The organism is Amycolatopsis sp. NPDC114478 (assembly GCF_055633805.1).
Genome location: NZ_JBVKDO010000018.1, coordinates 84,711 through 110,270, shown reverse-complemented (window position 1 = coordinate 110,270; position 25,560 = coordinate 84,711). Strand labels below are relative to the sequence as shown.

General features: G+C 72.7%; 22 protein-coding genes. 17 read left to right on the top strand and 5 right to left on the bottom strand.

Translation table 11 applies throughout. The features are described 5' to 3' along the window. Window positions 1–61: 61 nt before the first annotated feature. Together ACZ7OH_RS38100 and ACZ7OH_RS38095 are read left to right on the top strand one after the other, a co-directional pair. Window positions 62–1,720, top strand: coding sequence for a TIGR04141 family sporadically distributed protein (locus ACZ7OH_RS38100; RefSeq protein ID WP_470285318.1), 1,659 nt, complete (start codon window positions 62–64; stop codon window positions 1,718–1,720). Window positions 1,721–1,752: 32 nt separating this feature from the next. After that, window positions 1,753–2,475, top strand: a complete 723-nt coding sequence (locus ACZ7OH_RS38095) for an SDR family NAD(P)-dependent oxidoreductase (RefSeq protein WP_470285317.1) — start codon at window positions 1,753–1,755, stop codon at window positions 2,473–2,475. Between the two features lie 8 nt (window positions 2,476–2,483). Here the strand turns inward: ACZ7OH_RS38095 and ACZ7OH_RS38090 are convergent, their stop codons facing one another. Continuing rightward, a complete protein-coding gene (locus ACZ7OH_RS38090) occupies window positions 2,484–3,152 on the bottom strand; it encodes an RraA family protein (protein ID WP_470285316.1) in 669 nt (222 codons plus the stop codon). Window positions 3,153–3,196: 44 nt separating this feature from the next. After that, window positions 3,197–4,147 (bottom strand): endonuclease/exonuclease/phosphatase family protein, encoded by a 951-nt coding sequence (locus ACZ7OH_RS38085; RefSeq protein ID WP_470285315.1) that lies wholly within the window; start codon window positions 4,145–4,147, stop codon window positions 3,197–3,199. Between the two features lie 271 nt (window positions 4,148–4,418). On the opposite strand from ACZ7OH_RS38085, the gene ACZ7OH_RS38080 reads away from it, so the two are divergent. The 13 genes from ACZ7OH_RS38080 to ACZ7OH_RS38020 all read left to right on the top strand — a co-directional run bounded on the left by ACZ7OH_RS38080 (window position 4,419) and on the right by ACZ7OH_RS38020 (window position 19,825). After that, complete coding sequence (locus ACZ7OH_RS38080) at window positions 4,419–4,802, top strand: hypothetical protein (RefSeq protein ID WP_470285314.1); 384 nt, start codon at window positions 4,419–4,421, stop codon at window positions 4,800–4,802. A gap of 71 nt (window positions 4,803–4,873) precedes the next feature. After that, entirely contained in the window at window positions 4,874–5,878 is a 1,005-nt protein-coding gene (pstC, locus tag ACZ7OH_RS38075; RefSeq protein WP_470285313.1) for a phosphate ABC transporter permease subunit PstC, read from the top strand. Continuing rightward, a complete protein-coding gene (pstA, locus tag ACZ7OH_RS38070) occupies window positions 5,875–6,999 on the top strand; it encodes a phosphate ABC transporter permease PstA (protein ID WP_470285312.1) in 1,125 nt (374 codons plus the stop codon). The genes pstC and pstA overlap by 4 nt, the downstream gene beginning before the upstream one ends. Beyond that, the gene (pstS, locus tag ACZ7OH_RS38065; protein WP_470285311.1) at window positions 6,996–8,579 is read left to right on the top strand and encodes a phosphate ABC transporter substrate-binding protein PstS; all 1,584 of its coding nucleotides are present in this window, start codon (window positions 6,996–6,998) and stop codon (window positions 8,577–8,579) included. Before pstA ends, pstS begins: the two co-directional genes overlap by 4 nt. Beyond that, the gene (locus tag ACZ7OH_RS38060; protein WP_470285310.1) at window positions 8,579–10,972 is read left to right on the top strand and encodes a type 2 periplasmic-binding domain-containing protein; all 2,394 of its coding nucleotides are present in this window, start codon (window positions 8,579–8,581) and stop codon (window positions 10,970–10,972) included. The genes pstS and ACZ7OH_RS38060 overlap by 1 nt, the downstream gene beginning before the upstream one ends. Before the next feature lie 150 nt (window positions 10,973–11,122). Further along, window positions 11,123–12,109 carry a hypothetical protein gene (locus ACZ7OH_RS38055; protein WP_470285309.1) on the top strand — a complete coding sequence of 329 codons (987 nt, stop codon included), beginning with the start codon at window positions 11,123–11,125 and terminating at the stop codon, window positions 12,107–12,109. A gap of 23 nt (window positions 12,110–12,132) precedes the next feature. After that, window positions 12,133–13,716, top strand: coding sequence for an Ig-like domain-containing protein (locus tag ACZ7OH_RS38050; RefSeq protein WP_470285308.1), 1,584 nt, complete (start codon window positions 12,133–12,135; stop codon window positions 13,714–13,716). A 75-nt stretch (window positions 13,717–13,791) separates the two neighbouring features. After that, window positions 13,792–14,820 (top strand): DUF916 domain-containing protein, encoded by a 1,029-nt coding sequence (locus ACZ7OH_RS38045; RefSeq protein WP_470285307.1) that lies wholly within the window; start codon window positions 13,792–13,794, stop codon window positions 14,818–14,820. Beyond that, window positions 14,804–15,514, top strand: a complete 711-nt coding sequence (locus ACZ7OH_RS38040) for a hypothetical protein (RefSeq protein WP_470285306.1) — start codon at window positions 14,804–14,806, stop codon at window positions 15,512–15,514. The genes ACZ7OH_RS38045 and ACZ7OH_RS38040 overlap by 17 nt, the downstream gene beginning before the upstream one ends. A gap of 19 nt (window positions 15,515–15,533) precedes the next feature. Continuing rightward, the gene (locus ACZ7OH_RS38035) at window positions 15,534–16,604 is read left to right on the top strand and encodes a hypothetical protein (RefSeq protein WP_470285305.1); all 1,071 of its coding nucleotides are present in this window, start codon (window positions 15,534–15,536) and stop codon (window positions 16,602–16,604) included. Then, window positions 16,601–17,464, top strand: a complete 864-nt coding sequence (locus tag ACZ7OH_RS38030; RefSeq protein ID WP_470285304.1) for a sortase — start codon at window positions 16,601–16,603, stop codon at window positions 17,462–17,464. The genes ACZ7OH_RS38035 and ACZ7OH_RS38030 overlap by 4 nt, the downstream gene beginning before the upstream one ends. Window positions 17,465–17,480: 16 nt before the next feature. Further along, on the top strand, window positions 17,481–18,278 hold the full coding sequence (locus tag ACZ7OH_RS38025) for a phosphate ABC transporter ATP-binding protein (RefSeq protein ID WP_470285442.1): 798 nt from the start codon (window positions 17,481–17,483) through the stop codon (window positions 18,276–18,278). A gap of 233 nt (window positions 18,279–18,511) precedes the next feature. Beyond that, on the top strand, window positions 18,512–19,825 hold the full coding sequence (locus ACZ7OH_RS38020; protein WP_470285303.1) for an MFS transporter: 1,314 nt from the start codon (window positions 18,512–18,514) through the stop codon (window positions 19,823–19,825). 180 nt (window positions 19,826–20,005) lie between these two features. Here ACZ7OH_RS38020 and ACZ7OH_RS38015 read toward each other — a convergent pair whose 3' ends face one another. The 3 genes from ACZ7OH_RS38015 to ACZ7OH_RS38005 are packed head-to-tail and all read right to left on the bottom strand — an operon-like array spanning window position 20,006 to window position 22,532. Beyond that, complete coding sequence (locus ACZ7OH_RS38015; protein ID WP_470285302.1) at window positions 20,006–20,467, bottom strand: hypothetical protein; 462 nt, start codon at window positions 20,465–20,467, stop codon at window positions 20,006–20,008. Continuing rightward, window positions 20,464–21,069, bottom strand: coding sequence for a TetR/AcrR family transcriptional regulator (locus ACZ7OH_RS38010; protein WP_470285301.1), 606 nt, complete (start codon window positions 21,067–21,069; stop codon window positions 20,464–20,466). Before ACZ7OH_RS38010 ends, ACZ7OH_RS38015 begins: the two co-directional genes overlap by 4 nt. Continuing rightward, window positions 21,066–22,532, bottom strand: a complete 1,467-nt coding sequence (locus ACZ7OH_RS38005) for an aldehyde dehydrogenase family protein (protein ID WP_470285300.1) — start codon at window positions 22,530–22,532, stop codon at window positions 21,066–21,068. The genes ACZ7OH_RS38010 and ACZ7OH_RS38005 overlap by 4 nt, the downstream gene beginning before the upstream one ends. 118 nt (window positions 22,533–22,650) lie before the next feature. Between ACZ7OH_RS38005 and ACZ7OH_RS38000 the strand changes: the two genes are divergently transcribed. After that, a complete protein-coding gene (locus tag ACZ7OH_RS38000) occupies window positions 22,651–23,136 on the top strand; it encodes a MaoC family dehydratase (protein WP_470285299.1) in 486 nt (161 codons plus the stop codon). Window positions 23,137–23,145: 9 nt separating this feature from the next. Next, window positions 23,146–25,323, top strand: coding sequence for a CaiB/BaiF CoA-transferase family protein (locus ACZ7OH_RS37995; RefSeq protein ID WP_470285298.1), 2,178 nt, complete (start codon window positions 23,146–23,148; stop codon window positions 25,321–25,323). The last annotated feature ends 237 nt before the right edge of the window (window positions 25,324–25,560 follow it).

Here is a 25,560-nt window from a genome sequence, read left to right as displayed (position 1 = left end):
CGGTCGGGCACGGTCGCGCATTATGCTGAACGGAGGTTGTTTTCCGGGAGGCGGTGAGCGCATGGCTTCGACGTCCGCCCCGAGCAAGCCCGTGTCGTTGTTCCGGCTCGACGGCACCGCTGCCGAAACCGAGCTGCTCGTGCCGCTGAAGGACGGCCAGGTGACCACCGACGCGGCCGTCGACCTGTCCGGGACCCGGGCGCGGCTGGTGGCCGGCCGGTTCCGCACCGAGGCACCGCAGTGGCTGCCGCACGCGGCGTCGCTGACCGGCACCGAGCTCGCGCTGTCCTCCGAACTGCCGTTCGCGGTGCTGCTCGTCCCGCGGCCACCGTGGACGTACGCGGTGACCTGGGGCGCCGGGCACCTGGTGCTGAACGACGAGCACGTCGAGCAGGGTTTCGGGCTGCTGTTCGGGATCCGGCGGCTCGACCCGTTCGACCTCGGGCTGGTCGCGAGCGCCGCGCTGGACACCTCGGCACGCGCCACGCAGACGTCGATCCCCGGCGGCGGCGACCTTTCGGCGTTCCGGCTGGAGCCCTACGGCGAGCTGGTCAACCGACTGGCCGGCACGGCGGACCTGACCGACCTCACCTACGGGCGGGTCACCGGCCGCCGCCACCGCATCCGCGCCGGCAACGCCGTGTGGCTGCCGCTGGCCAAGGACCCCGCGGCGTTCCTGGCCGACCTCGACGCCGTCGGCGCGGTCGTCGACGAGCCGGACGCGCACTCGGCCCTGCGGTTCGTCGCCCAGACCCGGCCGATGGACCGCCACGACCGGCTGCTGCCGGTGCTCGAGCGCCGCCTGGCCGAGAGCGTCGAAGGCGACGACGGCGCGCTCGGGCTCGCGTGGCCGGCGAGCGCGGTGCACGACGCCGAGCGGGCCGGTTCCTTCCGGATCACCGGCTTGGGGCCCGGCGGCCCGTTCACGGTTCCCGGCCGGCTGGAGCTCGGGCACTTGACCGACCGGCTCGCCCGCGTCGACGCCGGTGACCGGCTGAAGGCCGTGCGGGCCGGGCGGATCGTGCCCTGCGCGGACGACGCGGGCAAGGAGGAGGCGGGCGCGTCGATCCCGGTGGCGCGCTGGCTGGTGTTCGAGACGACGATCGACCACGTCCGGTACGTCTTCCACCAGGGCCGCTGGTACCGCATCGGCGAGACCTACGTCCGGCAGATGCGCGAGCAGGTCACGGCGATGCTCGCCCGCCGGTTCGACTGGCCGCCCGTGCCGTGGGTCCCGACCGGCACGCCCGACGACGAGCACGAGTACTGCCGGCGGGTGGCCGAGGTGCCCGGATTCCTGTGCCTGGACCGGGATTTCGCGAGCACGCCGCTGCACCCGCGGTTCGAGCTGTGCGACCTGCTCGGGCCGGGTGACGAGCTGGTCCACGTCAAGTGGCTCGGCCGCGCCACGGCGGCCAGCCACCTGAGCACGCAGGCGCTGGTTTCGGCGGAGGCGCTGGCCCACGAACCGGAAGCGCTGGCGCAGCTCGCTTCGAAGGCCGCCGCGGACCGGGTGGTCGAGCGGGTGCCGCGCACGGTCGTGCTCGCGGCGGCCGGCCGCACGTGGAACGTCGACGAGCTCTTCACGCTGACGCAGGTGTCGCTGCTGCGGCTCGACCGGGCGGTGCGCGCGTTGCAGGCGACGCTGCGGTTCGCGGACATCCCGTACATCCCCAAGCCGCGCCGCCAGGCCAAGCCGGCCCGCCGGCGCCGCGCGTGACAACACCCGGGGCCGTGGAGGACGCTGCCGGCATGACGAAACTCGACGGGCAGACGGTCGTGCTGATCGGCGGCAGCGCCGGCATCGGGTTCGAGACGGCGCGCCTGGCGCGGGCCGAAGGCGCCGAGGTCGTGCTCACCGGCCGCGATCCCGACAAACTCGCGCGCGCAGCCGAGTCCGTCGACGCGCGCAGCACCGCCGCGTTCGACGCTTCCGACGCGGCCGCGGTCGCGGGCTTCTTCGCGGACTTGCCCGGGACGATCGACCACGTCCTGGTCACCGCGGGCGGCCCGCACTACGGGCCGTTGCTCGAAATGAGCGCCGAGGACGTGCGGACGGCCCTCAGCGACCACATCGTCGTCTCGCTCGAGATCGCCCGCCACGCCGCGCCGAAGATGCGGCCCGGTGGGGCGATCCTGCTGATGGGCGGCACCGGGGGCCGGCGCATCGGGCACGGCCTGGGCATCGTCTCGGCCGCGACCGCCGCGTTGCCGCCGTTCACCGCCGCGCTCGCGCTCGAACTCGCGCCCGTGCGCGTCAACTTGATCGCCGCCGGGTTCGTCGACACGCCGTTGTCGGCGGCGCTGCTCGGGGACAAGCTCGAAGACCGCCGCGCCGAGCTGCGGGAGAAGCTCCCGATCGGCCGCGTGGTGGGGCCGGCCGACGTCGCCGCGCTGGCCGTCCACCTGATGACCAACACCGCGCTGACCGGCGCGACCTACGACATCGACGGTGGGCAGCAGTTCGTCTTCTGAGCGGCGGTTCAGAGCGCGGTGCGGGGCCGGAGCGCCGACGGCTCGCCCCGCTTCAGGGCCTCGACGTGTTCGGCGAGGGCGAAGGCGTCGCTCAGGGTGGCTCCCGCGTCGAGCCGGTCGATGATCGCGATCTCGGCCTTCTTGATGGCGTGCGCGGCGGTGAGGAGGTCGCGGATCCGGTCCGGGGCCACGACGACGAGGCCTTCGCCGTCGGCCAGGACGAGGTCGCCGGGGTTCACCGTGACGCCGCCGCAGGTGACCGGGACCTGCAGCTCGCCGAGCTTCGCCGCCGTGCCGGAGAGCGGGGTGACGAACCGGCTGTAGACGGGCAGGTCGCAGTCGGAGACGTAGGCCAGGTCGCGGTAGCCGGCGTCGACGACGATGCCGCCGAGGGAGCGCGCGAGGGCGCCGCGGGCGAACAGTTCGCCGCCGAGGGCGATCTCGCGCGCGCCTCCGTCGACGACGATCACGTCGCCCGGCTCGGCGGCTTCGACCGCCCGGAGCACGCCGAGGAAGTCGTCGCGGCACCGGACCGTGAAGGCGGGCCCGAACATCCGCGTGCGGGCGGAGCGGGCGCGGATCGCGCTGTGCAGCACGCGAGTGGTTTTGTCGGCATCGCAGAGCGCGGTCGTGTCGACCGCGAAGAACTCCTGGGCGAGTTCGTCGTTCACCGCCATGCCGGGATGGTAACCGCGGGCCTCGGAGTACCGGCCCGTGCCGCCTACCCGGCCGGCGGGAAGGTGACGACGACCGGGGCGTGATCGGAGCCCGACGCGCTGACGTGCGCCGACGGGCGATCGGTCACCGACGGGAGTTTCCCCTCGTGGACGACGTCGACGCCGGGGAAGGGCTTGACCAGCGCGTGACTGACGAGCACGTGGTCGATGAGCTCGCGGCGGCCGTTGTTGACGCGGGAGTAGCGCCGCTCGGCGGGGATGAGCGCCGCGAGGTTCCAGAGACGCCAGCGGTCGCCGCCGTCGGGGCGGTCGAAGCCGGTGGTGCCGATCTCGGAGCCGGGCGGACCCAGCAGGATCTGCGTGGTGGCGGCGGTGGCTTCGTCGTTGAGGTCGCCGAGCACGATGAGCCGTTCCTGCTCGCCGGGTTGCAGCAGTGTGGTGGCGAGGTCCCGGACCGCGGCGGCTTCGGCGGTGCGGCGGTAGAGGGCGTAGGCGCCGTATCGGGCGCGTTCGTCTTCGCCGTGGGGCGCGAACCGGCCGCCGGGGTAGGACAGCAGCTTGGACTTCAGGTGGCAGGTGATCAGGGTGAGCGTGGTGCCGGGCGCGTCCTCCACGGTCACCGCCAGCGCACCGCGGCCGAGCTCGTCACTGCGCGCGGCGGGCGGGTCGGCGACCTGGACCGGCGCCAGCTTCGGTGGCAGGGCCGCGGTGTCGGCGACCACCGTCAGCGGCAAGCGGGAGAGGAAGCCGACGCGGATCCCGCGTGCGTCGGGGTGTCCCGAGCACGTGGTGTGCCACGGTCCGGGCAGCCGGCCGGCCAGGTCGTCCAGCGCGGCGGGGTCGCCGACCTCCTGGACGGCCAGCACATCGGGAGCGAACGCCGTGATGGTGTCGCGCAAGGCGTCCAGCTTGGTGTCGTAAGCCGCCTGGTCCCCAGGTCCGTCGCCACCGGGGCGGAACAGGTTTTCCAGGTTCCACGTGCCGATGACGACCATGACGCCTCCCGGGCCTCCGCGCGGCGGGAACCGGATCAGGCGCGCCCGCTACTCGAGAACTCGCCGGATCCCGAGGCGCGGTTACAGCCGTCACCTGATTGCCGTAACCGGCTGCCGGTGCGCGAGCGTCCTTTTCGGATCGACGGCGGTCCGCTTCATCCCTAGTGAACGCCGTCAGTACCGGAGCGAGGTCCCTTGTTCCGCTGCCGTACACCGGGATGGTCGAGCCTGAGCGCGCAGCACCCGGGGGATCGTGCGAAAAGGAACGACCATGGCCGTGCCTCGCTTCGAATTGGTGCACATCTCTCCGGAGCGGTTGCGCGGCCGGGGATACGGCAATGCGACGGGAAGTGTCGTGTGGCGGTTTCTTTCCGCCAACAACCGCAGCCTCGCGCAATCGGCAACATCCTTTCCGGACGCGGCCGCCTGCGCCGACGCCGTGCGCGTGCTGAGGAAGTGGCTGTCGGCGGCGGAAGTCGTGACCGTGCGCGACACGCAGGGCAAGTGGCTCTGGCACGTCAAGATCGAAGGTGTCGCCGTCGGTGTGTCGGCGCGCAGTTATCAGCGGCGCCTGCACGCGGTCAATTCGGGGAATTCTTTTCGGGAACTGGCGGAAGGCAGTCCCGCGGTTTCCGACGCTCGTGTTCGTCCGTAGTTCACGCTCCGTCCCGGAGGAGTCCAGATCGCCGGGTGAGGCTGCGTCCCGACGAGACAGGGGAGTGCGCAATGACCAGTGTGCTGACCGGGCCGCCGCGGACGGAGGTGCGGCGAAGAACCGGGGCCCCGGGTGGGGCCGACCGCGCGTTCCTCGCCGTGCTCCTGGGGGCGGGCGTGATCGTGCTCGCGATCATGGCCACCGTCGGCGGGTTCCTGGTCAAGAACGGCGCCCAGGCGCTGGACCTCGCCGGATTTTCGTTCCTCACCACGCAGACCTGGCAGCCGGACTCGGGGAACTTCGGCATCGCCGCCGTGCTGGTCGGCACGCTGCTGATCGCCGGCACCGCGCTCTGCGTGGCCTTTCCGCTCGCTTTCGGCGTGGCGCTCTACATCTCCGAGTACGCCCCCGCTCGGCTCAAGCGGGTGCTGATCAGCCTGGTCGACCTGATGGCCGCCGTCCCGAGCGTGGTGTACGGCCTCTTCGGCGCGGTCTTCCTGCAGTGGAACGCCCTCGACGTGCCGCGCTGGCTTTCGGTGCACCTCGGCTGGTTCCCGCTGTTCACAGTGGACGGTTACGACGCGAACGACCCGCTGAGCAGCCAGACGGTGTTCGCGAGCTCGACCTTCTTCGCCGGGGTGATCGTCGGGATGATGGTCATGCCGATCACCTGCTCGGTGATGCGCGAGTCGTTTTCCCAAGCACCGCCCGGAGAACGTGAGAGCGCCTTCGCGCTCGGCGCGACGCGCTGGGGCATGATCCGCAGCGTCGTGCTGCCCTACGGCCGCGGCGGGATGATCGGCGGCACCATGCTCGGCCTCGGCCGCGCGCTGGGCGAGACGATCGCGGTCTACATGATCATCGCCCCGGTCTTCACCATCCAGCCGCACGTCCTGCAGAGCGGGGCGAACTCGGTGTCCGCGCTGATCGCGCAGCAGTGGGCCGCGGCCAGCCCGTTCGGGCTGTCGGCGCTGATGGCCGCCGGTCTCGCGCTCTTCGCCTTGACCCTGCTGGTGAACTTCGGCGCGTCCGCGATCATCGCGCGCAGCCGGTCCGGCCAGGGCAGCGAAGCATGAGCGGCAGACCGGAAAGCCGGCGGGTCACCAAGCCCGGCCGGCTCCTCGACCGGGTCACCGTGCTCGGCGCGCTCGTCGCGGCCGTCGCGCTGACCGCCCTCGTGTTCGCCCAGCTGGCGCCCTTCGGCGGGGTGATCGGGTTCGCCGTGCTCGCCTGGCTGGTGTTCCTCGGCCTCTACGCGCTGCTCGTGTCGCTGACGGAGAACGCGCTGACGGTCCGGGACCGGCTCGTCTCGGCCGTCGTGCACAGCCTCGCGGTGTTCGCGTTGCTGGCGCTGGTCACGATCGTCGCCTACCCGCTGGTGCGGGGCGTCGGCGCGTTGACCCACCTGAACTTCTTCACCGAGGACATGGCGAACGCCGGGCCGCTGGACCCGCTGGCGCAGGGCGGTGTCCTGCACGCCGTCGTCGGCACGCTGGAGCAGATCGCGATCGCGCTGACCGTCACCGTCCCCTTGGGACTGACCTGCGCGGTGTACCTCAACGAGGTCCGCGGCGCGTTCTCGCGGCTGGTCCGCACGATCGTCGACGCGATGACCGCGCTCCCGTCCATCGTGGCCGGCCTGTTCGTCTACGCCGCCCTGATCGTCGCGCTGGGCCTGGAGAAGTCCGGGCTCGCCGCGGGGTGCGCGATCAGCGTGATGATGCTGCCGATCGTCATCCGCGCCGCCGACGTCGTGATCCGGCTGGTGCCGGGCAACCTGCGGGAGGCGTCGCTGGCCCTGGGCGCGGGCCGGCTGCGGACGGTGTGGCACGTCGTGCTGCCGACCGCGCGGTCCGGCCTGACGACGGCGATCCTGCTCGGCACCGCGCGCGGGATCGGGGAGACGTCGCCGGTGCTGATCACCGCCGGCTTCACCGCCTACCTCAACGCGGACCCGCTGTCCGGGCCGCAGATCTCCTTGCCGCTGGCCACCTTCTCGCTCGTCACCTCGCCCGAGGAGGCGATGAAGGCCCGCGGGTTCGGGGCCGCCGCGGTGCTGATGCTGCTCGTGCTCGTGTTGTTCGTGGTCGCGCGGATCGCGGGCGGCCGCCCGGCCGGGGAGCTGTCGCGGGGTGCGCTCCGGCGCCGCGCGCGGGCCTCGGCCGCCGACCGCGACCGGATGGGGGGACAGTCGTGAGGAACTTCCGGGTGCTGCGGTGGATCGCCGGGGCGCTGGTGCTGGTCCTGCTGAGCCAGTCGACGGCGTTCGCGCAGGGTTACGTGCCGATCAGCGGGGCCGGCTCGACGTGGAGCTCCAACGCGCTGGACCAGTGGCGCAAGAACGTCGGCCAGTACGGCATGCGGATCAGCTACGCGGCCACCGGGTCCACCGACGGCCGCAACCAGTTCAAGGCCGGCCAGGTCGACTTCGCCGTGTCGGAAATCCCCTATGGACTGACCGACGCCGGCGTCACCGACAACCCGCCGACCGACCGCGGCTACGCGTACATGCCGATCGTCGCCGGCGGGACGTCGTTCATGTACAACCTGCACATCGGCGCCACGCGCGTGACGAACCTGCGGCTGTCCGGGCCGACGCTCACCGGGATCTTCACCGGCGCCATCACGAACTGGGCCGACCCGGCCGTCAAGACCGACAACCCCGGGCTGACCCTGCCCGCCCGCAAGATCATCCCGGTCGTGCGGTCCGACGGCTCGGGCACCAGCGCGCAGTTCACCGCCTACATGGCGAGCCAGTACGGCGGGGCGTGGGACGCGTTCTGCCGCAAGGCCGGCCGCGCGACGCCGTGCGGGTTCACCTCCAACTACCCGCTGGTGCCGCCGGTGGTCGGGCAGTCCGGCTCCCTCGGCGTGACCAACTACGTGCGCCAGGACCAGAGTGAGGGCGCGATCACCTACGTCGAGTACTCCTACGCGCGCAACGCGGGTTTCCCGATCGCCAAGGTGCTCAACAAGGCCGGGTACTACATCGAGCCGAAGGCGACCAGCGTCGCCGTCGCGCTGCTGGCCGCGGCCATCCGGCCCGACCTCACCCAGGACCTGGGCGGCGTCTACAACAACCCGGACGCGCGCACCTATCCGCTGTCGAGCTACAGCTACATGATCCTGCCGACGACCCCGACGTCACCGTTCAACACCGACAAGGGCAAGACGCTGTCGGACTTCGCCTACTACTTCCTGTGCGAAGGCCAGCAACAGGCCGACCAGCTCGGCTACTCACCGCTGCCGAAGAACCTCGTGCAGGCCGGGCTCGACCAGGTGGCGCGGATCCCCGGCTCGACGAAGAAACCCACCGACATCTCGAAGTGCAACAACCCGACGTTCTCCCCGGACGGCACCAACCTCCTGGCCAAGAACGCGCCGCAGCCGTCACCGTGCGACAAGATCGGCGTGACGCAGTGCGCGGAGGGCACCGGCGGCGCCCGGGCCCCGACCCCGGTGACCGGCGGGACCGGGACGGGCCCCGGCGGGCAGTCCGCGACGGGCCCGAACGGCACCAACGGCCCTGGCGGCACGAGCGCGACGCCCGGCGCGGACGGCACCACCGGCCCGGCCACCGGCGCGATCGACCCCGACACCGGGCTGCCGGTCAACGGCCAGAACCTCGCCGCGGGCGGGTCCGCGGTCCCGGTGTCGCTCGACCAGCGCGACAACGCGACCGCCGCGCTGCTCACCGCGCTGGCCGTCGCGCTCCTGCTCGGCCTGGTCATCGGCCCGCCGATGCTGGCCCGCCGCCTGCGCAAGGAGGAGGAGTGATGAAGCTCGCCCGCCTGCTGCTCGCCGCCGTGCTGGCGGTGGCCGCGCTCGCCGTCGCCGTCGTCGATACCGGGAACGCCGAAGACGCCGCCGGTTCGTCGGCGACGGTGTCCGGCACCGGCGCGTTCTCGGCCCTGAAGGTCACCGTGGACCAGACGACCGACCTGATCAACCAGACCGTCCACGTCAGCTGGACCGGCGGCGCGCCGACCGGCCCGTCGGGCAACTTCGCCACCAACTACCTGCAGCTGATGCAGTGCTGGGGCGACGACCCGGCCGGGCCGGCGCGCGAGCAGTGCCAGTACGGCGGCCTCGCGGCGCAGGGCTCGCCGGTCGCGGGCGCCTGGGCCCGGCGGCGGCAGGTCAGCTACGGGTCCACTTTGGTCGATCCGCTCGAGACGCTGAAGCCGTCGGCACCGGGCCAGCAGGCCGTCGTGCCGTTCCGCGCGGTCACCGGCGTGACGACGACGTCGACCGGCGACTTCTTCACCGCGGGCACCACGAACGAGCTCCCGCTGGCCAAGACCCGGCTCGACGGCGGCGGCGAGGTCGACTTCGAGGTGCAGACCGCGCTCGAGTCCTACGGCCTCGGCTGCGGCACCGTGGTGAACGGCAGCCCGCGCTCGTGCTGGCTGGTCGTGGTCCCGCGCGGGACCAAGGAGGTCGACGGCTCGACGGTCGGCGGCGACAACCGTCCCCAGCTCGACTCGTCCCCGCTCAGCGCGTCCAACTGGGCGAACCACCTGGCCATCCCGCTGAAGTTCCAGCCGGTCGGCGCGGCCTGCCCGATCGGCGCGGCCGAGCGGCCGACGTCGGGGGACGAGTTCCTGTCCGACGCCGTCCTGCGCTGGCAGCCGAAGCTGTGCGCCGGCGGCGGAACCGTCTTCGGCTTCACCCAGGTCCCGGACGGCGTCGCCCGCCAGACGGTGCTCTCGGACACCCCCGGGCTCGCGTTCCTGCGCGACCCGGTGCCACCCGAGCAGGCGACACGGCCCCTGGTCTACGCGCCGATCACGGTGTCCGGGTTGAGCATCGCGTTCATCACCGAACGGCAGTCGGCGGGGGAGGGCGTGGTACCGCCGGCGATCTGGCAGCGCGACGGCGAGCAGATCACCGACCTCGACCTCACCCCGCGGCTGGTCGCGAAGCTGCTCACCCAGTCGTACGTGCTTTCGCTGCCGGTCCGCCAGGACTACCTCAAGGGCAACCCGGACTCGCTGACCGCCGACCCGGAGTTCGTCGCGCTCAACCCGGAGTTCAAGGACTCCGGCCGGCTGATGTCCATTGTGGACGCACTGGTGCCCACGGTGGACATGGACGCGACCACGGCGCTGTGGAAGTGGGTCGCCGCGGACAAGGACGCGGCGGACTTCCTCGACGGCGTCCCGGACCCGAACGGCATGAAGGTCAACCCGAACTTCAAAGGTCTGAAGCTGCCGGTGTCGAACTTCCCGAAGGCCGACCTGACCTGCACCGGCACCGGGCTGCTCGCCAGCTGCGCGCTCGACCTGCGGCCGCTGGCCGGGGACATGCACGAGGCCGGCCGCGCGATCAGCCGCGGCGACACGCTGGGCAAGGCGCCGACCGGCTTCGCGACCGCGGACGGGAAACCGCAGCTCAAGGCCGTCGACCGCGAGCCGCAGGGACAGCGCAGCCTGCTGGCGGTCGTCGACACCCCGACCGCGGCGCGCTACGGCCTGCCGACGGCGAAGCTGCGCAACGCCTCCGGCGCCTTCGTCGCACCGACCGATACGTCGATGCTCGCCGCCGTCGCGGCCGCCAAGCCCGGGGCCGTCGGCGACGTCCTCGCGGTCGACCCGCTGACCCAAGCGAAAGACGCCTACCCGCTGACGAACCTGGCCTACGCGGCGACCGCACCGTCCGCTTTGGACACCAAGGCGGGTGCCGACTACGCCGCGTTCCTCAAGTACGCGGTCGGGGACGGCCAGCAGCCCGGCATCGCCTTCGGGCAGCTGCCTGCCGGGTACGTCCCGCTACCGCCGGCGTTGCGCGCCCAGGCCGTCACGGCCGCGGACAAGATCGCCGCGGACGCGGGCAAGGCCCTCACACCGCCGCCGACGACGCCGGAGCCCACCCCGGAGGCCGGGCTGCCGGTCGGCGGATCGGGCCCGGGTGACCAGCCGCTCGCGAACGGCACCGGCGGCGAGCCCACGCCGGCCTCGGCGCCGGCTTCCGCGCCGCTGCCGGTCAAGGCCGTCGCCACGCCGCCGCCGAGCACGGCGGCCCAGCAGCCCGTGGCGCAGACGCGCCCGACGCCGGCCACGCCGGCCGGGTTCGTGCGGTACGTGCTGCTCATCCTGCTCGCGGCCGGTGCTGTGGCCGCCGCGTCCGGCCCGGCGCTGACGCGCTGGGGCAGCCGGGTGAGGAGGTGATGTCCGCGGCCCGCCGCGCGGGGAGCTGCCACTCCACCGCCCGACGAGCCGGGTGAACCCAGCAAGCCCGGTGTCGTGGCCGCGAAGACGACGACACCGGCACGTCCGGGCACGAGCCCGGGCATTCCTGCTGCGAAAAGGATACCTGAAGTGCGTAAGAGACACGCTCTCGTCACGGTCGCCTCGGCGGCCATGCTGCTCGTGCTGGGTGGCGCCGCCCAGGCCGACCCGGCCGGCGCCCCCACCTTCCGCGACCTCGCCGGCGTCGGCTCGGACACCACCCAGGGCGTGGTGAACGGCCTCGCCGACGCGATCACCGTCGGCGGCGTCAAGGTCCTCGGGTCCTACGACGCGGTCGGGTCCGCGAACATCACCACGAAGGACCCCGCGGTCAACGCCAACTGCACGATCCCGCGGCCGGCGGGCTCGGGCAACGGCGTCAACGCGCTCGTGGCCTCGCTCGACGGCAACACCGGCTGCGTGCAGTTCGCGCGGTCGTCGTCGAACAACTCGGCGAACTACGCGGGCAAGAACCTCACCTACGTCCCGTTCGCGGTCGACGCGGTCACCTACGCGGTCCGGGCCGACAGCTCCATCTCCAAGAAGCTCACGACCGCGCAGCTGAAGAGCATCTTCAACTGCACGGCGCCCGGGGTCGGCACGACGTACAAGCCGCTGCTGCCGCACTTCGGCTCGGGCACCCGGTCGTTCTTCCTGTCCCAGCTGGGGCTGACCGACGCGGCGAACTTCACCACGACCTTCTCGTGCGTGAAGGACGTCGACGCGGCGAACACCCCGATCGAGGAGAACACCGGCACGTTCCTCATCGAGCCGGCCAACGTCGCGCCGTACTCCATCGCCTCCTACCAGGCGCAGGTCAACGGCGTGATCCCGGCGGTGCAGGGCAAGGCGGTGCTGGCCACGCTCAACGGCATCTCGCCGACCGCGCTGAACACCAGCTCGTCGTTCAAGCGGGACGTCTACAACGTCATCCCGAGTGCCCAGGTGGGCAACGCGCCGTACAGCACCGTGTTCGTCGGCAGCGGCTCGGCGATCTGCCAGAACGCCGACCTGATCAAGAAGTACGGCTTCGGCCAGGCCGCCAACTGCGGCGACACCGCCATCGTCACGCCGTGAACGCCCGGAAAGGCAACGCACTCATGAGCTCCAGACCCTTCGCGCGCCGGATCGCCATCGGTGCGGCCGTCGTCGGCACCGCCCTCGCGGCGATGTTCGGCTCGATCGCGCCGGCCTCGGCCGCCGTCCCGCCGGGCACCCTCGGCACCCTGACCCTGAGCCCGGCCACGGGCTTCGACACCACCGCGGGTGTGGCGACCACGTCGGCGGGCTGCCCGGCCACCTCGGACGCGTACTACATGTACGTCTACGGGCCCGGCGGCTTCGGCGGCGGCCTCATCGCCACGACCACCAGCAGCGTCAACTTCTCCACCACGGCGGGCTTCCCGATCCAGCAGGGCCTGTCCTTCAAGGACATCGCGCTGGACAACAGCACGACCGTCCAGCCGGGCCAGTACACCCTGGTGGCCAGCTGCGTCGACTCGTTCTCGCAGCAGGTCATGGGCACCTTCACCAAGGACATCTGGTTCACCGACGCCACGCACTACCAGAGCACCGACCCGAACGCGGCGGTCACCACGGCGACGTCGCTCGCGGTCTCCCCGGCTTCCCCGGTCACGCAGGGCTCGCCGGTCACGCTCACCGCGACGGTCACGCCGGCTTCGGCGGGCGGCACGGTGCAGTTCAAGGACGGCGCGGCGAACCTGGGCACCCCGGTCACCGTCTCCGGCGGCACCGCGGCGCTCACCACGTCGGCGCTGAGCACCGGCAGCCACTCGCTGACCGCGGTCTTCACCGGCGGCTCGGCGAACGTCTCCGGCTCGACGTCGCAGGCGGTGGCCTTCCAGGTCACCGCGCCGGTCGCGACGCCGACCAGCACCGCGCTCTCGGTCACCCCGAGCGGCACGGCGGCGCAGTACAGCTCGGTGACGCTGAACGCGTCGGTCACGCCCGCGGGCGCGGCGGGCTCGATCCAGTTCACCGACGGCGGCGCGAACCTGGGCAACCCGGTCGCGCTGTCCGGCGGCACGGCTTCGCTGTCAACGTCGGCGCTTCCGGTCGGCGCGCACACGTTCACTGCGAAGTTCGTGCCCGCGAACTCCGCCGCGTTCGCGGCGTCGGCGTCGGCGGGCGTGCCGCTGACCGTGACGGCGTTCGCCGGGGTCGCCACCTCGGAGAACATCACCACCACCGTCACCGCCGGTGAGCTGCTCATCAGCGTGGCCAACCAGAACGTCACGCTGCCGTCGCCGGTCATGCTGCCCGACGCCTCGATGCTGCAGACCTCGGGCAACCTGAACCCGGTCACCGTCACCGACACCCGGGCGGGCAACCCCGGCTGGAACGTCTCCGGCCAGGCGACCGACTTCGGTGACGGCGCTTCGCACGCGATCAACGCCGGCAACCTCGGCTGGACGCCGTCGATCGTGGACAAGGTCGCGGCGCAGAACATCACCGCGGGCCCGGCCGTGAACCCGGCCGCGGCGATCGCCCCGGGCACGGCCGCTCCGGCGGGCGCGGGCCTCGCGGGGTCCCGCACCCTGGCCACCGCCGCCGCGAACGGCGGCAACGGCACGGCGCACCTGACCGCCGGGCTTTCGCTCAACGTGCCGACGTCGACCGTCGCCGGCACCTACACCTCGGTCCTGACCCTCACCGCCATCTGAGCACCCGGGTCTCCGGCGGGTTTTCCCGACCCCGCCGGAGACCCGGTTCCACCCCTGCTTCCCGAAGGGATCCCGATGCGCCTCGCCGCCCTGGCCGCCGCGTTCCTGCTCGCGTTCGCGCCGTCGGCCGCCGCCCAGCCCGCCGCCCCGCCCCCGGCCCAGGCACCGGGCCCGGGCGACCAGCGGGTGACGTTCGGGGTCCGCCCGGCCACGGCGACCGCGCCGGACAACCGGGCGAGCTTCGGCTACGGCGCCACTCCCGGCGCCGTCGTCAAGGACTTCGTCGCCGTGTCCAACGTCGGCGCCAACCCCGTGACGCTGAAGATCTACGCCAGCGACGCCTTCAACACCCCCGAAGGCGGCTTCGACCTGCTCGCCGCGGGCAAGCCTTCGGTCGACGCCGGCGCGTGGACCAAGCCGGACAAGACGAGCGTTTCCCTGGCGCCGCGGTCGGTTTCGATCGTGCCGTTCACCCTGACCATCCCCGCGAACGCGACCCCCGGTGACCACGCGGCGGGCATCGTCGCGGCGCTGACGACCGAGCAGACGGGCGCGAACGGGCAGAAGGTCGCGGTCGAGCAGCGCGTCGGCGCGCGCGTCTACCTGCGCGTCACCGGCGACCTCACCCCGCGGCTGGCGATCACCGGCCTCACCGGTTCGTACGCGGCGACGCCGTTCGGACGCGGGGACGCGACGGTCAGCTACACCGTCCGCAACACCGGCAACACCCGGCTGTCGGGCAAGCAGCGCGTCAGCGTGAGCACGCCGTGGGGGTCCACAGTGGACTCCGACGCGCTGCCGCCGGTCCCGGAGCTGCTGCCGGGCGGGCTGGTCAAGGTGACCACGACCGTGCGTGGCCTGCTGCCCGCGGGCTGGCTCGACGCCACCGCGCACGTCGACCCCGTGCCCGCGACCGGGTTCACCGACTCCGTCCGGCCCGCCGAAGAGTCCGTGACGCTGAGCGCGGTGCCCTGGGCCGCCCTCGGCGCGCTCACCGTGCTGCTGCTGGGTTTGTTCGCCGTGCTGTTCGCGCGACGGCGGCGGCACGCGAAAGCGACTGCCGAGCCGGTGGAGGAGGTGCCCGAACATGCGGCGGCGCAGTGAGATCCTGCTCGCGGTCTGCGCCTTCGGGCTGCTCGCGACGCCCGCGGAAGCCGCGCCGCTCGGCGGCCTGGTCATCACCCCCGGCGAGGGGCAGGACGCCGCGTCCATCCGGATGCACACCAGCGGCGGCTGCCCGGCCGACGCCGACGCCTACTTCGCCACCCTGCGCGGCAAAGGGATGCCCGCCGACGGCCAGATCGTCGTCGCCAACACCGATGTCGGGCTATCGCACGCGAGCGGGTTCGACGTGTTCCTCGCCCAGACGCTGCGGGACTTCGCCGCGGACAACAAGACGACGCTGTCCGGGCGGTACGACCTCGCCGTGCACTGCATCGACTCGTTCAGCCAGCAGAGCAAGGGCGAGTTCACCGCGTCGCTGAAGTTCGACACGCCCGTGAGGTACGCGGCCGTCGGGGCCGCGAAGGGTCCCTCGCGCGTGCCCGAGACGCCGGTCGCCACCTCGCAGGCGCCGCGCGCGGAAGCCGGGCCGGTGGCCGGAACGGCCGCGCCGGAACCACCGGCCGCGGTCACCCCCGCACCGGAACCCGGCCGCACCGAGGTGGCGGACCGGAACCCGGCACCCGCCGCGTCCGGGTCGCTCGCCGCGGTGTTCGGCCTCGTCGGGGCCGTGGGCCTGGTCGCCGCCGTGGTGGCGCTCGCGGCCTGGGTGGTGCGCAGGCGTCGTGTCCAGTAAGGGAAAAGGAAGGGTCTTCATGCGCAAGCGTCAACTGGCCGCGGCCGCCGGCTCGGCGGCCGCGGCGGCGTGTGTCGTGGTCGCGCTGGTGACGTCGTCGGCGTCGGCCGCGCTCCCGCCGCCGGGCAGCCTCGGCACATTGGCGATCGAACCGCCGGCCGGGACCGGGGCGACCGCGCCCGTGGTGCGGACCTCGCAGGGCTGCACCACGGACTCCGACTCCTACATAGCGCACGTCTTCGGGCCGGGCGGCTTCGCGAGCGGGCTCGTCGCGACGTTCGGGCTGCAGGACGTCAACTTCTCGACGACGCAGAGCTTCCCGGTGCAGTTCACGAAGAGCATGACCGACATCGCGACGGACAACAACACGACCGTCACCGCCGGGACGTACGTCGTGCGAGTGTCCTGTGTGGACTCGTTTTCCCAGACGACCACCGGCACGTTCACGACGAACATGTACTTCACCGACCCGGGCCACTACCAGTCGACCGACCCGGCCGGGCCGCCGCCGACCACGACGGCCACCACACCGACGTCGGTCAGCACGTCGCGGCCACCGACGACGCCGACCACCGCGACGACCCGGCCGGCTACTTCGACGACCGCTCCCACGACGAGCACGACTCCGACGACCGCGACCACCACGCCGGTCACGTCGACCACGACGACCCGGCCGTCCACGTCGACCACCACCTCCCCTTCGACCGGTTCCACGACGCCGGCCTCGACAACCACGACCACGACCACGCCGTCGTCGACTTCGCCGAGCACGACCACCAGCCGTCCGACGACCGGCACGAGCACAAGCACGAGTACCAGCACCAGCTCGACCACGATCGGCACGATCACCAGCACCAGCTCGACGACGAGCACGCTGCCGTCCACAAGCGACAGTGCGGCCGGCCCGGGTGGTGACACCCCCGGTGGCACCGGGGGGCAGGCGGCGCAGTCGGTCGGCACCGAAGTCCCGCAGCGGCGGCTGGCCAACACCGGCGTCGACGTGGGCGTCCTCCTGCTGCTCGCGTTCGTGCTCCTCGGTGGGGGCGGCGCGGCGCTGGTGCTGACCCGGCGGCGCCGGGCGTCGCGGTGACCGTCGAGACCGTCCCACCCGCGGTGGCGCGGCCGGCCGGGCAAGCGCTGTCGATCCTCGCGGCGCTGATGCTGTGCCTGGTGGCCCAGTTCGGCCTGGTCGGCGCGCTGGCGCACAACCGCGACCAGGACCGCGCCTACGCCGCCTTCCGCGACCAGCTCGCCAACGCGACGGCGCCGGCGGGCGGCGTCGACCGCGACGGGCACCCGCTCGAGCTGGGAACTCCGGTCGCCGTGCTGCTGATCCCGCGGATCGGCCTGCGCGAGGTCGTCGGCGAGGGTTCGTCGGCGACGGTGCTGAAGTCCGGGCCGGGGCACCGGCGCGACACCGTCCTGCCCGGGCAGCCGGGGGTGAGCGTGGTCATGGGCCGGCGGGCCGGCTACGGCGGCCCGTTCTCCGACCTGCGCTCGCTCGCCCACGGCGACTTGATCACCGTGGTCACCGGGCAGGGCAAGCACCAGTACGAGGTGATGGGCGTCCGCCGTGCGAACGACCCGCAGCCCATCGCGCCCGCGAAGGGGCAGGGCCGGCTGACGCTGCTCACCGCCGACGGCCCGCCGTACCTGCCCAGCGACGTCCTCCGCGTCGACGCCCGGCTGCTCACCCCCGCCGTGCCGGCCGCGGGTGCCCTGCCCGGGTACGCGCTGCCCGGCCGGGAGCAGGCGCTCGAAGGCGATGCCACGGCGTTGGTCCCGCTGGTGATCTGGGGTTTGCTGCTCGCGCTCGCCGCGGCCGGGGTGGTGTTCGTGCACCAGCGCGTCGGCCGGTGGCACGCGTGGGTGATCGGGGTGCCCGTGCTGGGGGCGCTCGGGGTGACCGTGGCCGATCAGGCGGCGTCCCTGCTGCCGAACCTGGTGTGAGGAGACTGCTGTGACGATGCTGCTGCCTTCGGTCGAGGAGGCCACCGCGATCGAGGCCCGGGAGGTGTCGGCGTGGTTCGGCGACCGGAAGGTCCTCGACCGCGTCTCGCTGCACATGCCGTCGTCGTCGGTCACCGCGCTGATCGGCCCGTCGGGCTGCGGCAAGTCGACGTTCCTGCGCATCCTCAACCGGATGCACGAGCTGGTGCCCGGCGCGACGCTGGCGGGTGAGGTGCTGCTCGCCGGGGACGACATCTACGCCCCGTCGTGGAAGCTGACCGAGGCCCGCCGCCGCATCGGGATGGTGTTCCAGAAACCGAACCCGTTCCCCGCGATGTCCATCTACGACAACGTCACGGCCGGACTGAGACTGACCGGCACCAAGGTCAAGCCGGCCGACCGCGACGACCTCGTCGCCGAATGCCTGTTGAAAGCCGGTCTGTGGAAGGAGGTCCGCGACCGGCTCCGCCAGCCCGGCGGCGCACTCTCCGGCGGCCAGCAGCAACGGCTGTGCATCGCCCGCGCGCTCGCCGTCCGCCCCAAGGTGCTGCTGATGGACGAGCCGTGCTCGGCCCTGGACCCGACGTCGACCCGCCGGATCGAGGAGACGATCGCGGACCTCAGCGGCGAAGTCACGATCGTGATCGTCACGCACAACATGCAGCAGGCGGCGCGGGTATCGGCGCAGTGCGCGTTCTTCCTGGCGGAAGAGGGTGTCCCGGGGCTGATCGTGGAGGCCGGTCCCACGGCCGCGATGTTCGACGAGCCCGCGGACCCCCGCACGGCCGACTACGTCCACGGTCGCTTCGGCTGACCGGACGCGTCCGCACCCGGTTGGCCGATCTTACGTCGGTGGTGCGAAATTCGGATGCCCCATTGTTTGCCGGGCGAGCGTCGACGCCATTCCTGATTTCCTCGTGTAACGTGTGTGTCGATCCGGATGGCGCAATTTCCGCGCAACAAACCCACTTCACCACGGCGAATCGTTCGCGCGATGACCGGCCGACCCAGCACAGGAAGGGCTGCACCGTGAACGAGGAAACACCAGTGCCGGACCGGGACCGGCTGCGGCGGGTCCTCTTCTCGGGCCTGCTCGGCGGCGTCATCGAGTACTACGACTTTCTCTTGTACGGCACGGTTTCCGCGCTCGTCTTCAACCGGCTCTTCTTCGCCGGCCTGTCCCCGGCGGTGGCGACGTTCGCCTCGTTCACGACGTTCGCCGTCGGCTACTTCGCCCGGCCCGCCGGCGGTTTGATCTTCGGGCACCTCGGCGACCGGTACGGCCGCAAGGTGATGCTGCTGGCCTCGATGGTCCTGATGGGGGTGGCGAGCACGCTGATCGGCGTGCTGCCCACGTACGCCGGCGCCGGGAGCTGGGCGCCGATACTGCTGGTTTTCCTGCGGCTGTGCCAGGGAATCGCCGTCGGTGGCGAGTGGGGCGGGTCCACGTTGCTCGCCGCGGAACACGCGCCGCCCGCCCGCCGGGGGCTGCTCACCGGGATCGTGCAGCTCGGCGGTCCCGTCGGGTCGATCCTGTCCACCGCGGTCCTCGGCCTGGTTTCCCTGATGCCCGACGAAGACTTCCTGACCTGGGGCTGGCGGATTCCGTTCCTGATCAGCGCGGTGCTCTTGGCGCTGGGCCTGTTCGTCCGGTCCCGGGTCGTGGAGAGCCAGGTCTTCCTGGACAGCCGCGCCGCCGCCGAGTACCGGCGGGCACCGCTGATCGAGTTGCTGCGCCGGCCCGTCCAGCTGCTGCGAGCGTGCTTCTTCGTCTTCGGTGCCACCGTGACCCAGGCGCTGACGAGCGCGTTCACCGTGACCTACGCGACCGGCGTCGGCATCGGCCGCACGGACATCCTCATCGGACAGGTCTTCAACGGGACCGGCGCGGCCATCGCGATGCTGGTCGCCACCGCGCTTTCCGACCGGATCGGCCGGCGCCGCACGCTCATCGGTGCCGCGTTGCTGCTCGCGGCGGTGGCCTACCCGGTGTTCGCGATGATCGGCACGGGCGACCCGGTGCTGCTGTGGATCGCGCTCGGCCTGCTCGCGTCCCCGCCCATGGGGGCGCTGCTGGCCCCCTCGGCGGCGTTGCTGGCCGAATCCTTCGACACCACCGTGCGCTACACCGGGGTGTCCGCCGGGTACCAGGTCGCGGCGGTGCTCGGGGGCGGGCTGGCCCCGCTGATCGGCGTCAGCCTGCTTTCGCTGGGTGGCGGAAACCCGGTGCTCGTCGCGGTGTACATGGCGGCCGCGTGCTTGGCCAGCGCGGTCGCGGTGTGGTCGGCGAAGGAAACCCGGGGCCGCGACCTGGCGGCTTCCGAGGTGGCACCGGAGCCCGTCCCCGCGGCACGGGGCTGAACCGTCCGGGGACGCTGGGTTTCGTCGGTGTGGATTTCGGCGGGCCCCGGGGGTGGCCATAGTCGGGTGCGTGGGGGCGGAATGGGACACGAAGGCTTCCGGTTCACATCCGGAGGCCTTCACCTGTCTGCACGACAGGTCGCCAGTGGTCACCTCAACTCGGGACAACGTCCCTGGGCATCACAGCTGGGGAAGCGCCACGACACTCCGGCACGACCCGTTCGCGTGGCTCAGCCGAACGCCGTCGGCCGGCGTGAACTCCGCCTCGTCGCCGGCGCCGAAGTCCACGCCGATCCGGTCGCCGGAGATGGCCGCCACCGTGGCCCGCCGGACGAGCGAGCGCCCGGTCTGCGGGTCCGGCTCGCCGAACACGAGCACCTGGTCCCCGGCGGTGAAGTGGCTCCAGTAGCCGCCGTCGAGGGTGGCGGCGAACGCCCGGTGGACCGCCGGGAGCTCCGCACCGAGTGCGGCCGCGAGGCGGACGAGCGTTCCGCGCGGCGGCGGCGACGCGGGCCGCCCGGCCGTTTCGGGCGCGAGCCAGGCTTGGAGGTAGCGGAGCGGTACGTCCGCCGCGTCGGCGATCGACGCGGCGGACGTGCCGGGCCGGTGGCTTTCGAACAGGGCGGCGACGGGGGAGTTCATCCTTGCTCCTCGGGGCCGGAAGTCGCTTCGATCAGGGCGTGGGTGGTGCTCGCCGCGCTGCGGGCCGCGGCGGCCGCCGTCGCGTGGCCGGGCGTCCGGAGCCCGGACAGGAACAGGGACGCCGTGCCGCTCACGTGCGCGGCCAGCCGCCCCAGCAGCCGGCGGGCCCGCTCGGGGTCGGCCGCCACCCGGCGGCACCGGGTCAGCGAGTCCGCGAGCAGCAGGCGCCGCTGGCTCTCCAGGCCGTGCGGCGCGATCGTGAAGATCAGGGCGAGGTCGACGCGGTGCTCGATCAGGAACAGGGTCGCCGATCCGGCCGACGCGGCCAGCGCCTTCGCGGGGTCGGCCACGCCGTGCGCCGCGCGCGTCATTTCGGTGCGCAGGAGCGCGGCCGCCTCCGCCGCGACCGCGGCGAGCAACTCGGCCCGGTCGGCGAAGTGCCGGTACGGCGCCGCGGAGGAGACACTCAGGTTCTTGGCCACCTTGGCGACGGAGAAGCCGTGCGGGCCCTCGTCCGCGATCAGGGACAACGACGCCCGGATCAGGTCGGCCCGCAGATCGCCGGCGTAGCGCGGCGCCCGCAGGGCCGCCGGCCCGCTCACCGGCCGGCCATCGCGGAGAACCGGCTCTGCGCGGTGACCCACTGGGTTTCGGTGTAGGCCTCGATGTTGGCGCGCGTGCCGCCCATCCTCGTGCCGTTGCCGGAGATCCCCATCCCGCCGAACGGGCTCGGCGACTCGTCCACGACCGTCTGGTCGTTGATGTGCAGCTTCCCCGCCGGCACATCGCGGAACAGCTCGAGCGCGGCCAGCCCGTCGGTGGTCAGGACACCCAGCGACAGGCCGTAGTCGCCGGCTGTGGCCAGCGCGACGGCTTCCTCGGGGGAGGAGAACCGGGTCACCGGCGCGACCGGGCCGAACACCTCCTGCGCGTACGCCGGCGCGGCCGAGCTCGCGCCGGCCAGGACCGTCGGCGTGTAGAACAACCCGGTGTAGTTCCCGCCGCACGCCAGCTCGGCGCCCGCGGCCACCGAAGCCGTGACGAGGGAGTGGACCCGGTCGCGCTGCCGTTCGTCGATGAGCGGGCCGAGCGCGACGTCGTCGGCGGCCGGGTCGCCGACGACGAGGCCGGCCGCCCGCTCGGCCAGCGCCGCCACGTACTCGTCGGCGATCTCGGCCGCGACCAGGTGCCGGCCGGTCGCCATGCAGATCTGGCCCTGGTGGTGGAACGACCCGAACGCGCCGGCCTCGGCCGCGCGGGCGACGTCGACCCCGGGCAGCACGACGAGCGCGGAGTTCCCGCCCAGTTCGAGGTGCGCGCGTTTGAGGTGCGCCCCGGCCAGCTGGCCGACGCGCCGGCCGGCTCGCGTGGACCCGGTGAACGCGATCACCCGGACCGCGGGGTCGGTGACGATCGCCTCGCCGACGGCCGCGTCGCCCGGCAGCACCGAAAGCACCCCCGGCGGCAGCCCGGCCTCCTCGAAGACGCGGGCCAGCACCACGCCGCCGCAGACGGCCGTGCGCGTGTCGGGCTTGAGGACGACGGCGTTGCCGAGCGCCAGCGCCGGGGCGACCGAGCGGATCGCGAGGATCACCGGGAAGTTGAACGGGGAGATCACGCCCACCACGCCGGCCGGGACCTGCCGCGAGTAGCTCAGCCGCGGCGACGCCGTCCGGAGCACCTCACCGACCGGTTCCGAGGCGAGAGCGGCGGCTTCGTAGCATTCGTCGGCCGCGCGCTCGACTTCCGAACGCGCTTTCGCCCGCACCGAACCGGATTCGCGGACGATCCAGTCTTCGATCTCGCCGGCGTGGTCGAGCCACCGGTCGCCGGCTCGCCGCAGCACGGCGGCGCGCTGCTGGTACCCCGCTGCCGCCCACGCGCGTTGCGCGGCGACGGCCTGTCCGGTGGCCCGGGCGACGTCTTCGGGACCCGCCGCGCCGAGCACGCCGAGCTCCTTGCCGGTCGCCGGTTCCCGGACCGGAAATGGCGCCGCGGAACCCGGGACCCAGCCGCCGCCGAGATGGATGTTCCCGGACCAGTCGGATTCGGTCAGAAAACTCACTGCGCACCTGTTCCCGTAATCCACGGCTACTCCGATCGATTCTGCCGGAATCCCGGTCGGATAGCCTGGTGCCAGTTGCACCACCTTCTTCTCCCTTGGTGCGCTTAGGGTTCTTCCCATGCCGACTACCATCACTGTGGGAAAGTTCGCCGACCACCTCGGGCAGCACCTCGGCTTCAGCGACTGGTTCGAGTTCACCCAAGCGAAGACCGACCAGTTCGCGGATCTGACCGACGACCACGGCTGGCCGCACGTCGACGTCGAGCGGTCGCGGAACAGCCCGATCGGCGGCACCGTCGCGCACGGTTTTTTCGTTCTTTCCCTGTTCATGCACTTCTGGAACCAGATCGTCGTCGTGGATCAGAAATCGCTCTTGCTGTTCTACGGGATGAACAAAGTCCGGATCACGTCCCCGGTGCCGGCCGAAGGCGGCCGGATCCGGCTCGGGCTGGAAGTCGCGTCGGTGAAGGAATTCGACGACGGGGAACTGGTCGCCTACACCGCGACGTTCGAGCTCGAAGGCCGGGAAAAGCCCGCGTGCGTGGCGGAAGTCCTGTTCCGCTACTGGCGGGAAGGCATGTTCCCCGGCAACGTCGCGGTCTGAGCGCCCGCCGTGCTCGACCTCGGCTTCCTCACCGTCGCGGACCTCTCGCGATCGCCGGCGGGCCGGTTCTGCGCCCGCCGCTTCGCCGACCACGGCGCGGACGTCGTCCTGGCGGTCCCGGATCCCGGCTGGGCACCGGGCCTGGCGGCCCACCTGGACGCGGGCAAGCGGCCGATCGGCGGTGAAGCCGTCGGCGACCTGGTCCGCCGCGCCGATGTCGTCGTCACCGACGGGGAAGACGCGGACCCGCCGGTGACCGCGCGCACCGTGCTGTGCCGGGTGACCGAGTTCGGCGCCGCCGGGCCGCGGGCCGGCTGGCACGGCGGCGAACTGGTGCACCAGGCCTTGTCCGGCCTGGCGCACGCGACCGGCGCGGCGGACAGACCGCCGCTTTACGGGTTCGGGCACCGCGCCTACTACGCCGCCGGCGCGGCGGCGTTCGCGACGGCGATGGCCGCCGTCGTGGAGCGGCAGCGCTCGGGGCTCGGGCAGCGGGTCGGGGTCGCGGTCGACGAAGTGGCGGCCACGACCAGCCCCAGCCTCATCGCGCAGTACGACTACAACGGCACCTACCCGCGGCGCGGCGCGTACCCCGGCCTGGTCGACACCTACCGCTGCCGGGACGGCTGGGTGGTCATGTTCGTCCTCAGTGGACGGTGGCAGGCGACGTGCGCCGCGCTCGGTCTCGACGCCCTGGTGGATGACGAACGGTTCGCCACCCCGAAGGCGCTCAACCGCAACTGGGCCGCGGCGTCCGCGCTCCTCGCGGGCCGGCTCCGGGAACTCGACGTCGCTTCCGTCGTCGGCATGGGCGAGGAACACCGCCTCGCCGTGGAAGCCGTCCTCGACCTGCCCACCCTCGCCGCCGACCCGAACCGGGGGAACGCCGGTTTCTGGGCGGAGGAGATCGACGGCGCGCTGGCTCCCGGTCCGCTGCCGCGCTCCGGACCCGTGCCGGTCGCCGTGCTCCCGGCTCCCGCCGAACCGCGCCGGCGGCCCCTGGCGGGCAAACGGGTGCTGGAGATGACGACCGCGTGGGCCGGCCCGTTGACCGGGCGGTCACTGGGTTTCCTCGGCGCCGAGGTGATCAAGGTCGAGTCGTTCCGCAACATCGACTCGTGGCGCGGCGCGACCACCGGCGGCGACGTCCGCCGGTACCCCGACCTCACGCCGGGCGACCGGCCCTACAACCGGAGCTCGTGGTTCAACACCGAGAACAGCGACAAGCTCTCGGTCGAGCTCGACCTCAAGCACCCGGCCGGGATGGCCGCGATGCACGAGCTGGTCGCGGCCAGCGACGTCTTCGTCTGCAACCTCGCGCCCGGCGCGCTGCACCGGCTCGGCCTGGACTACACCACGCTGCGGTCCTTGCGGCCCGACCTCGTTTTCCTGGAGATCAACGGGTTCGGCGTCACCAGCCCGCTGGCTTCCCACGTCGGGGTCGGTCCCACGGTGGAGGCGACGACCGGCGCGATGTCCCTGATCGGCTACGGCGACGGCGTGCCGTACAACAGCGGCAGCGCGTACCTCGATCCGCTTTCCGGCCTGCTGGGCACCGGGCTCGTCCTCGCCGCTCTCGCGACCGGACGCGGGCACCACCTGGAGCTGAACCTGCGCGGCGTCGGCCTGCAGCTGCTCGGCGAGTTCCTGCGGGGCGACCCGGCCGAGCCGGCGCCGCGAGCGTGTCCGCACGGGATCTTCCCCGCCGCGGGAACGGACGAGTGGCTCGCCGTCGCGGCCTACGACGACGAGCAGTGGGCGCGGCTGCGCGCGGTCATCGGCGTCGGCGACCGCCCGGAGCTGGCGACGCTCGACGGCCGGCTCCGGCACCGGGCGGAGCTGGAGGCCGCCGTCGCGGCGTGGAGCCGGCAGCCGGACAAGCGCGAAGCCGCGGATGTGTTGCAGGAGAACGGGATCGCCGCGGCGCCGGTGTGTTCGGGCGCGGACCTCGCGGACGACCCGCACCTGGAGGCGATCGGTTTCTACCAGACCCTCGACCACCCGGAGGTCGGCAAGCGCCGCTACCAGGGCCTGCCCTACCGGCTGTCGGCGACACCCGGCCGGGTGCACCGGCCGGCCCCCTGCCTGGGCGCCGACACGGCCGAAGTGCTGCGGCGGGTGCTGGGGAAGACCGAGGAGGAGATCGCGGCGCTGCTGGCGGCCGGTGCGGCGACCGCGCGGCTCTGACCGGGGCTTGCGGTGGAGCTGGCGTGTTGCGGGCGGTCGGTGCGGCGACTGCGCGGCTCTGACGGGGGCTGGCGGCGGAGTTCGGGTGGTGCTGGCGGCCGGTGCTCGCGGTCGCGCGGCTCTGACCGGGGGCGGCGGAGTTCGCGTGTCGCTGGCGGCTGGTGCTCGCGGCCGCGGCTCTGACCGGGGCTTGCCGCGGACCTCGCGTGTTGCCGACGGCGGCGCAGTCCTGCCCAG

What these genes read in the sequence shown, in the direction of transcription:
- pstA (WP_470285312.1), top strand. Translation starts at nt 5,875, where the DNA reads ATGAGCGGCAGACCGGAAAGCCGGCGGGTCACCAAGCCCGGCCGGCTC.
- ACZ7OH_RS38090 (WP_470285316.1), bottom strand. Translation starts at nt 3,152, where the DNA reads ATGGCGGTGAACGACGAACTCGCCCAGGAGTTCTTCGCGGTCGACACG.
- ACZ7OH_RS38050 (WP_470285308.1), top strand. Translation starts at nt 12,133, where the DNA reads ATGAGCTCCAGACCCTTCGCGCGCCGGATCGCCATCGGTGCGGCCGTC.
- ACZ7OH_RS38080 (WP_470285314.1), top strand. Translation starts at nt 4,419, where the DNA reads ATGGCCGTGCCTCGCTTCGAATTGGTGCACATCTCTCCGGAGCGGTTG.
- ACZ7OH_RS38015 (WP_470285302.1), bottom strand. Translation starts at nt 20,467, where the DNA reads ATGAACTCCCCCGTCGCCGCCCTGTTCGAAAGCCACCGGCCCGGCACG.
- ACZ7OH_RS38000 (WP_470285299.1), top strand. Translation starts at nt 22,651, where the DNA reads ATGCCGACTACCATCACTGTGGGAAAGTTCGCCGACCACCTCGGGCAG.
- ACZ7OH_RS38045 (WP_470285307.1), top strand. Translation starts at nt 13,792, where the DNA reads ATGCGCCTCGCCGCCCTGGCCGCCGCGTTCCTGCTCGCGTTCGCGCCG.
- ACZ7OH_RS38035 (WP_470285305.1), top strand. Translation starts at nt 15,534, where the DNA reads ATGCGCAAGCGTCAACTGGCCGCGGCCGCCGGCTCGGCGGCCGCGGCG.
- ACZ7OH_RS38100 (WP_470285318.1), top strand. Translation starts at nt 62, where the DNA reads ATGGCTTCGACGTCCGCCCCGAGCAAGCCCGTGTCGTTGTTCCGGCTC.
- ACZ7OH_RS38060 (WP_470285310.1), top strand. Translation starts at nt 8,579, where the DNA reads ATGAAGCTCGCCCGCCTGCTGCTCGCCGCCGTGCTGGCGGTGGCCGCG.
- ACZ7OH_RS38085 (WP_470285315.1), bottom strand. Translation starts at nt 4,147, where the DNA reads ATGGTCGTCATCGGCACGTGGAACCTGGAAAACCTGTTCCGCCCCGGT.
- ACZ7OH_RS38025 (WP_470285442.1), top strand. Translation starts at nt 17,481, where the DNA reads ATGCTGCTGCCTTCGGTCGAGGAGGCCACCGCGATCGAGGCCCGGGAG.
- ACZ7OH_RS38095 (WP_470285317.1), top strand. Translation starts at nt 1,753, where the DNA reads ATGACGAAACTCGACGGGCAGACGGTCGTGCTGATCGGCGGCAGCGCC.
- ACZ7OH_RS38040 (WP_470285306.1), top strand. Translation starts at nt 14,804, where the DNA reads ATGCGGCGGCGCAGTGAGATCCTGCTCGCGGTCTGCGCCTTCGGGCTG.
- pstC (WP_470285313.1), top strand. Translation starts at nt 4,874, where the DNA reads ATGACCAGTGTGCTGACCGGGCCGCCGCGGACGGAGGTGCGGCGAAGA.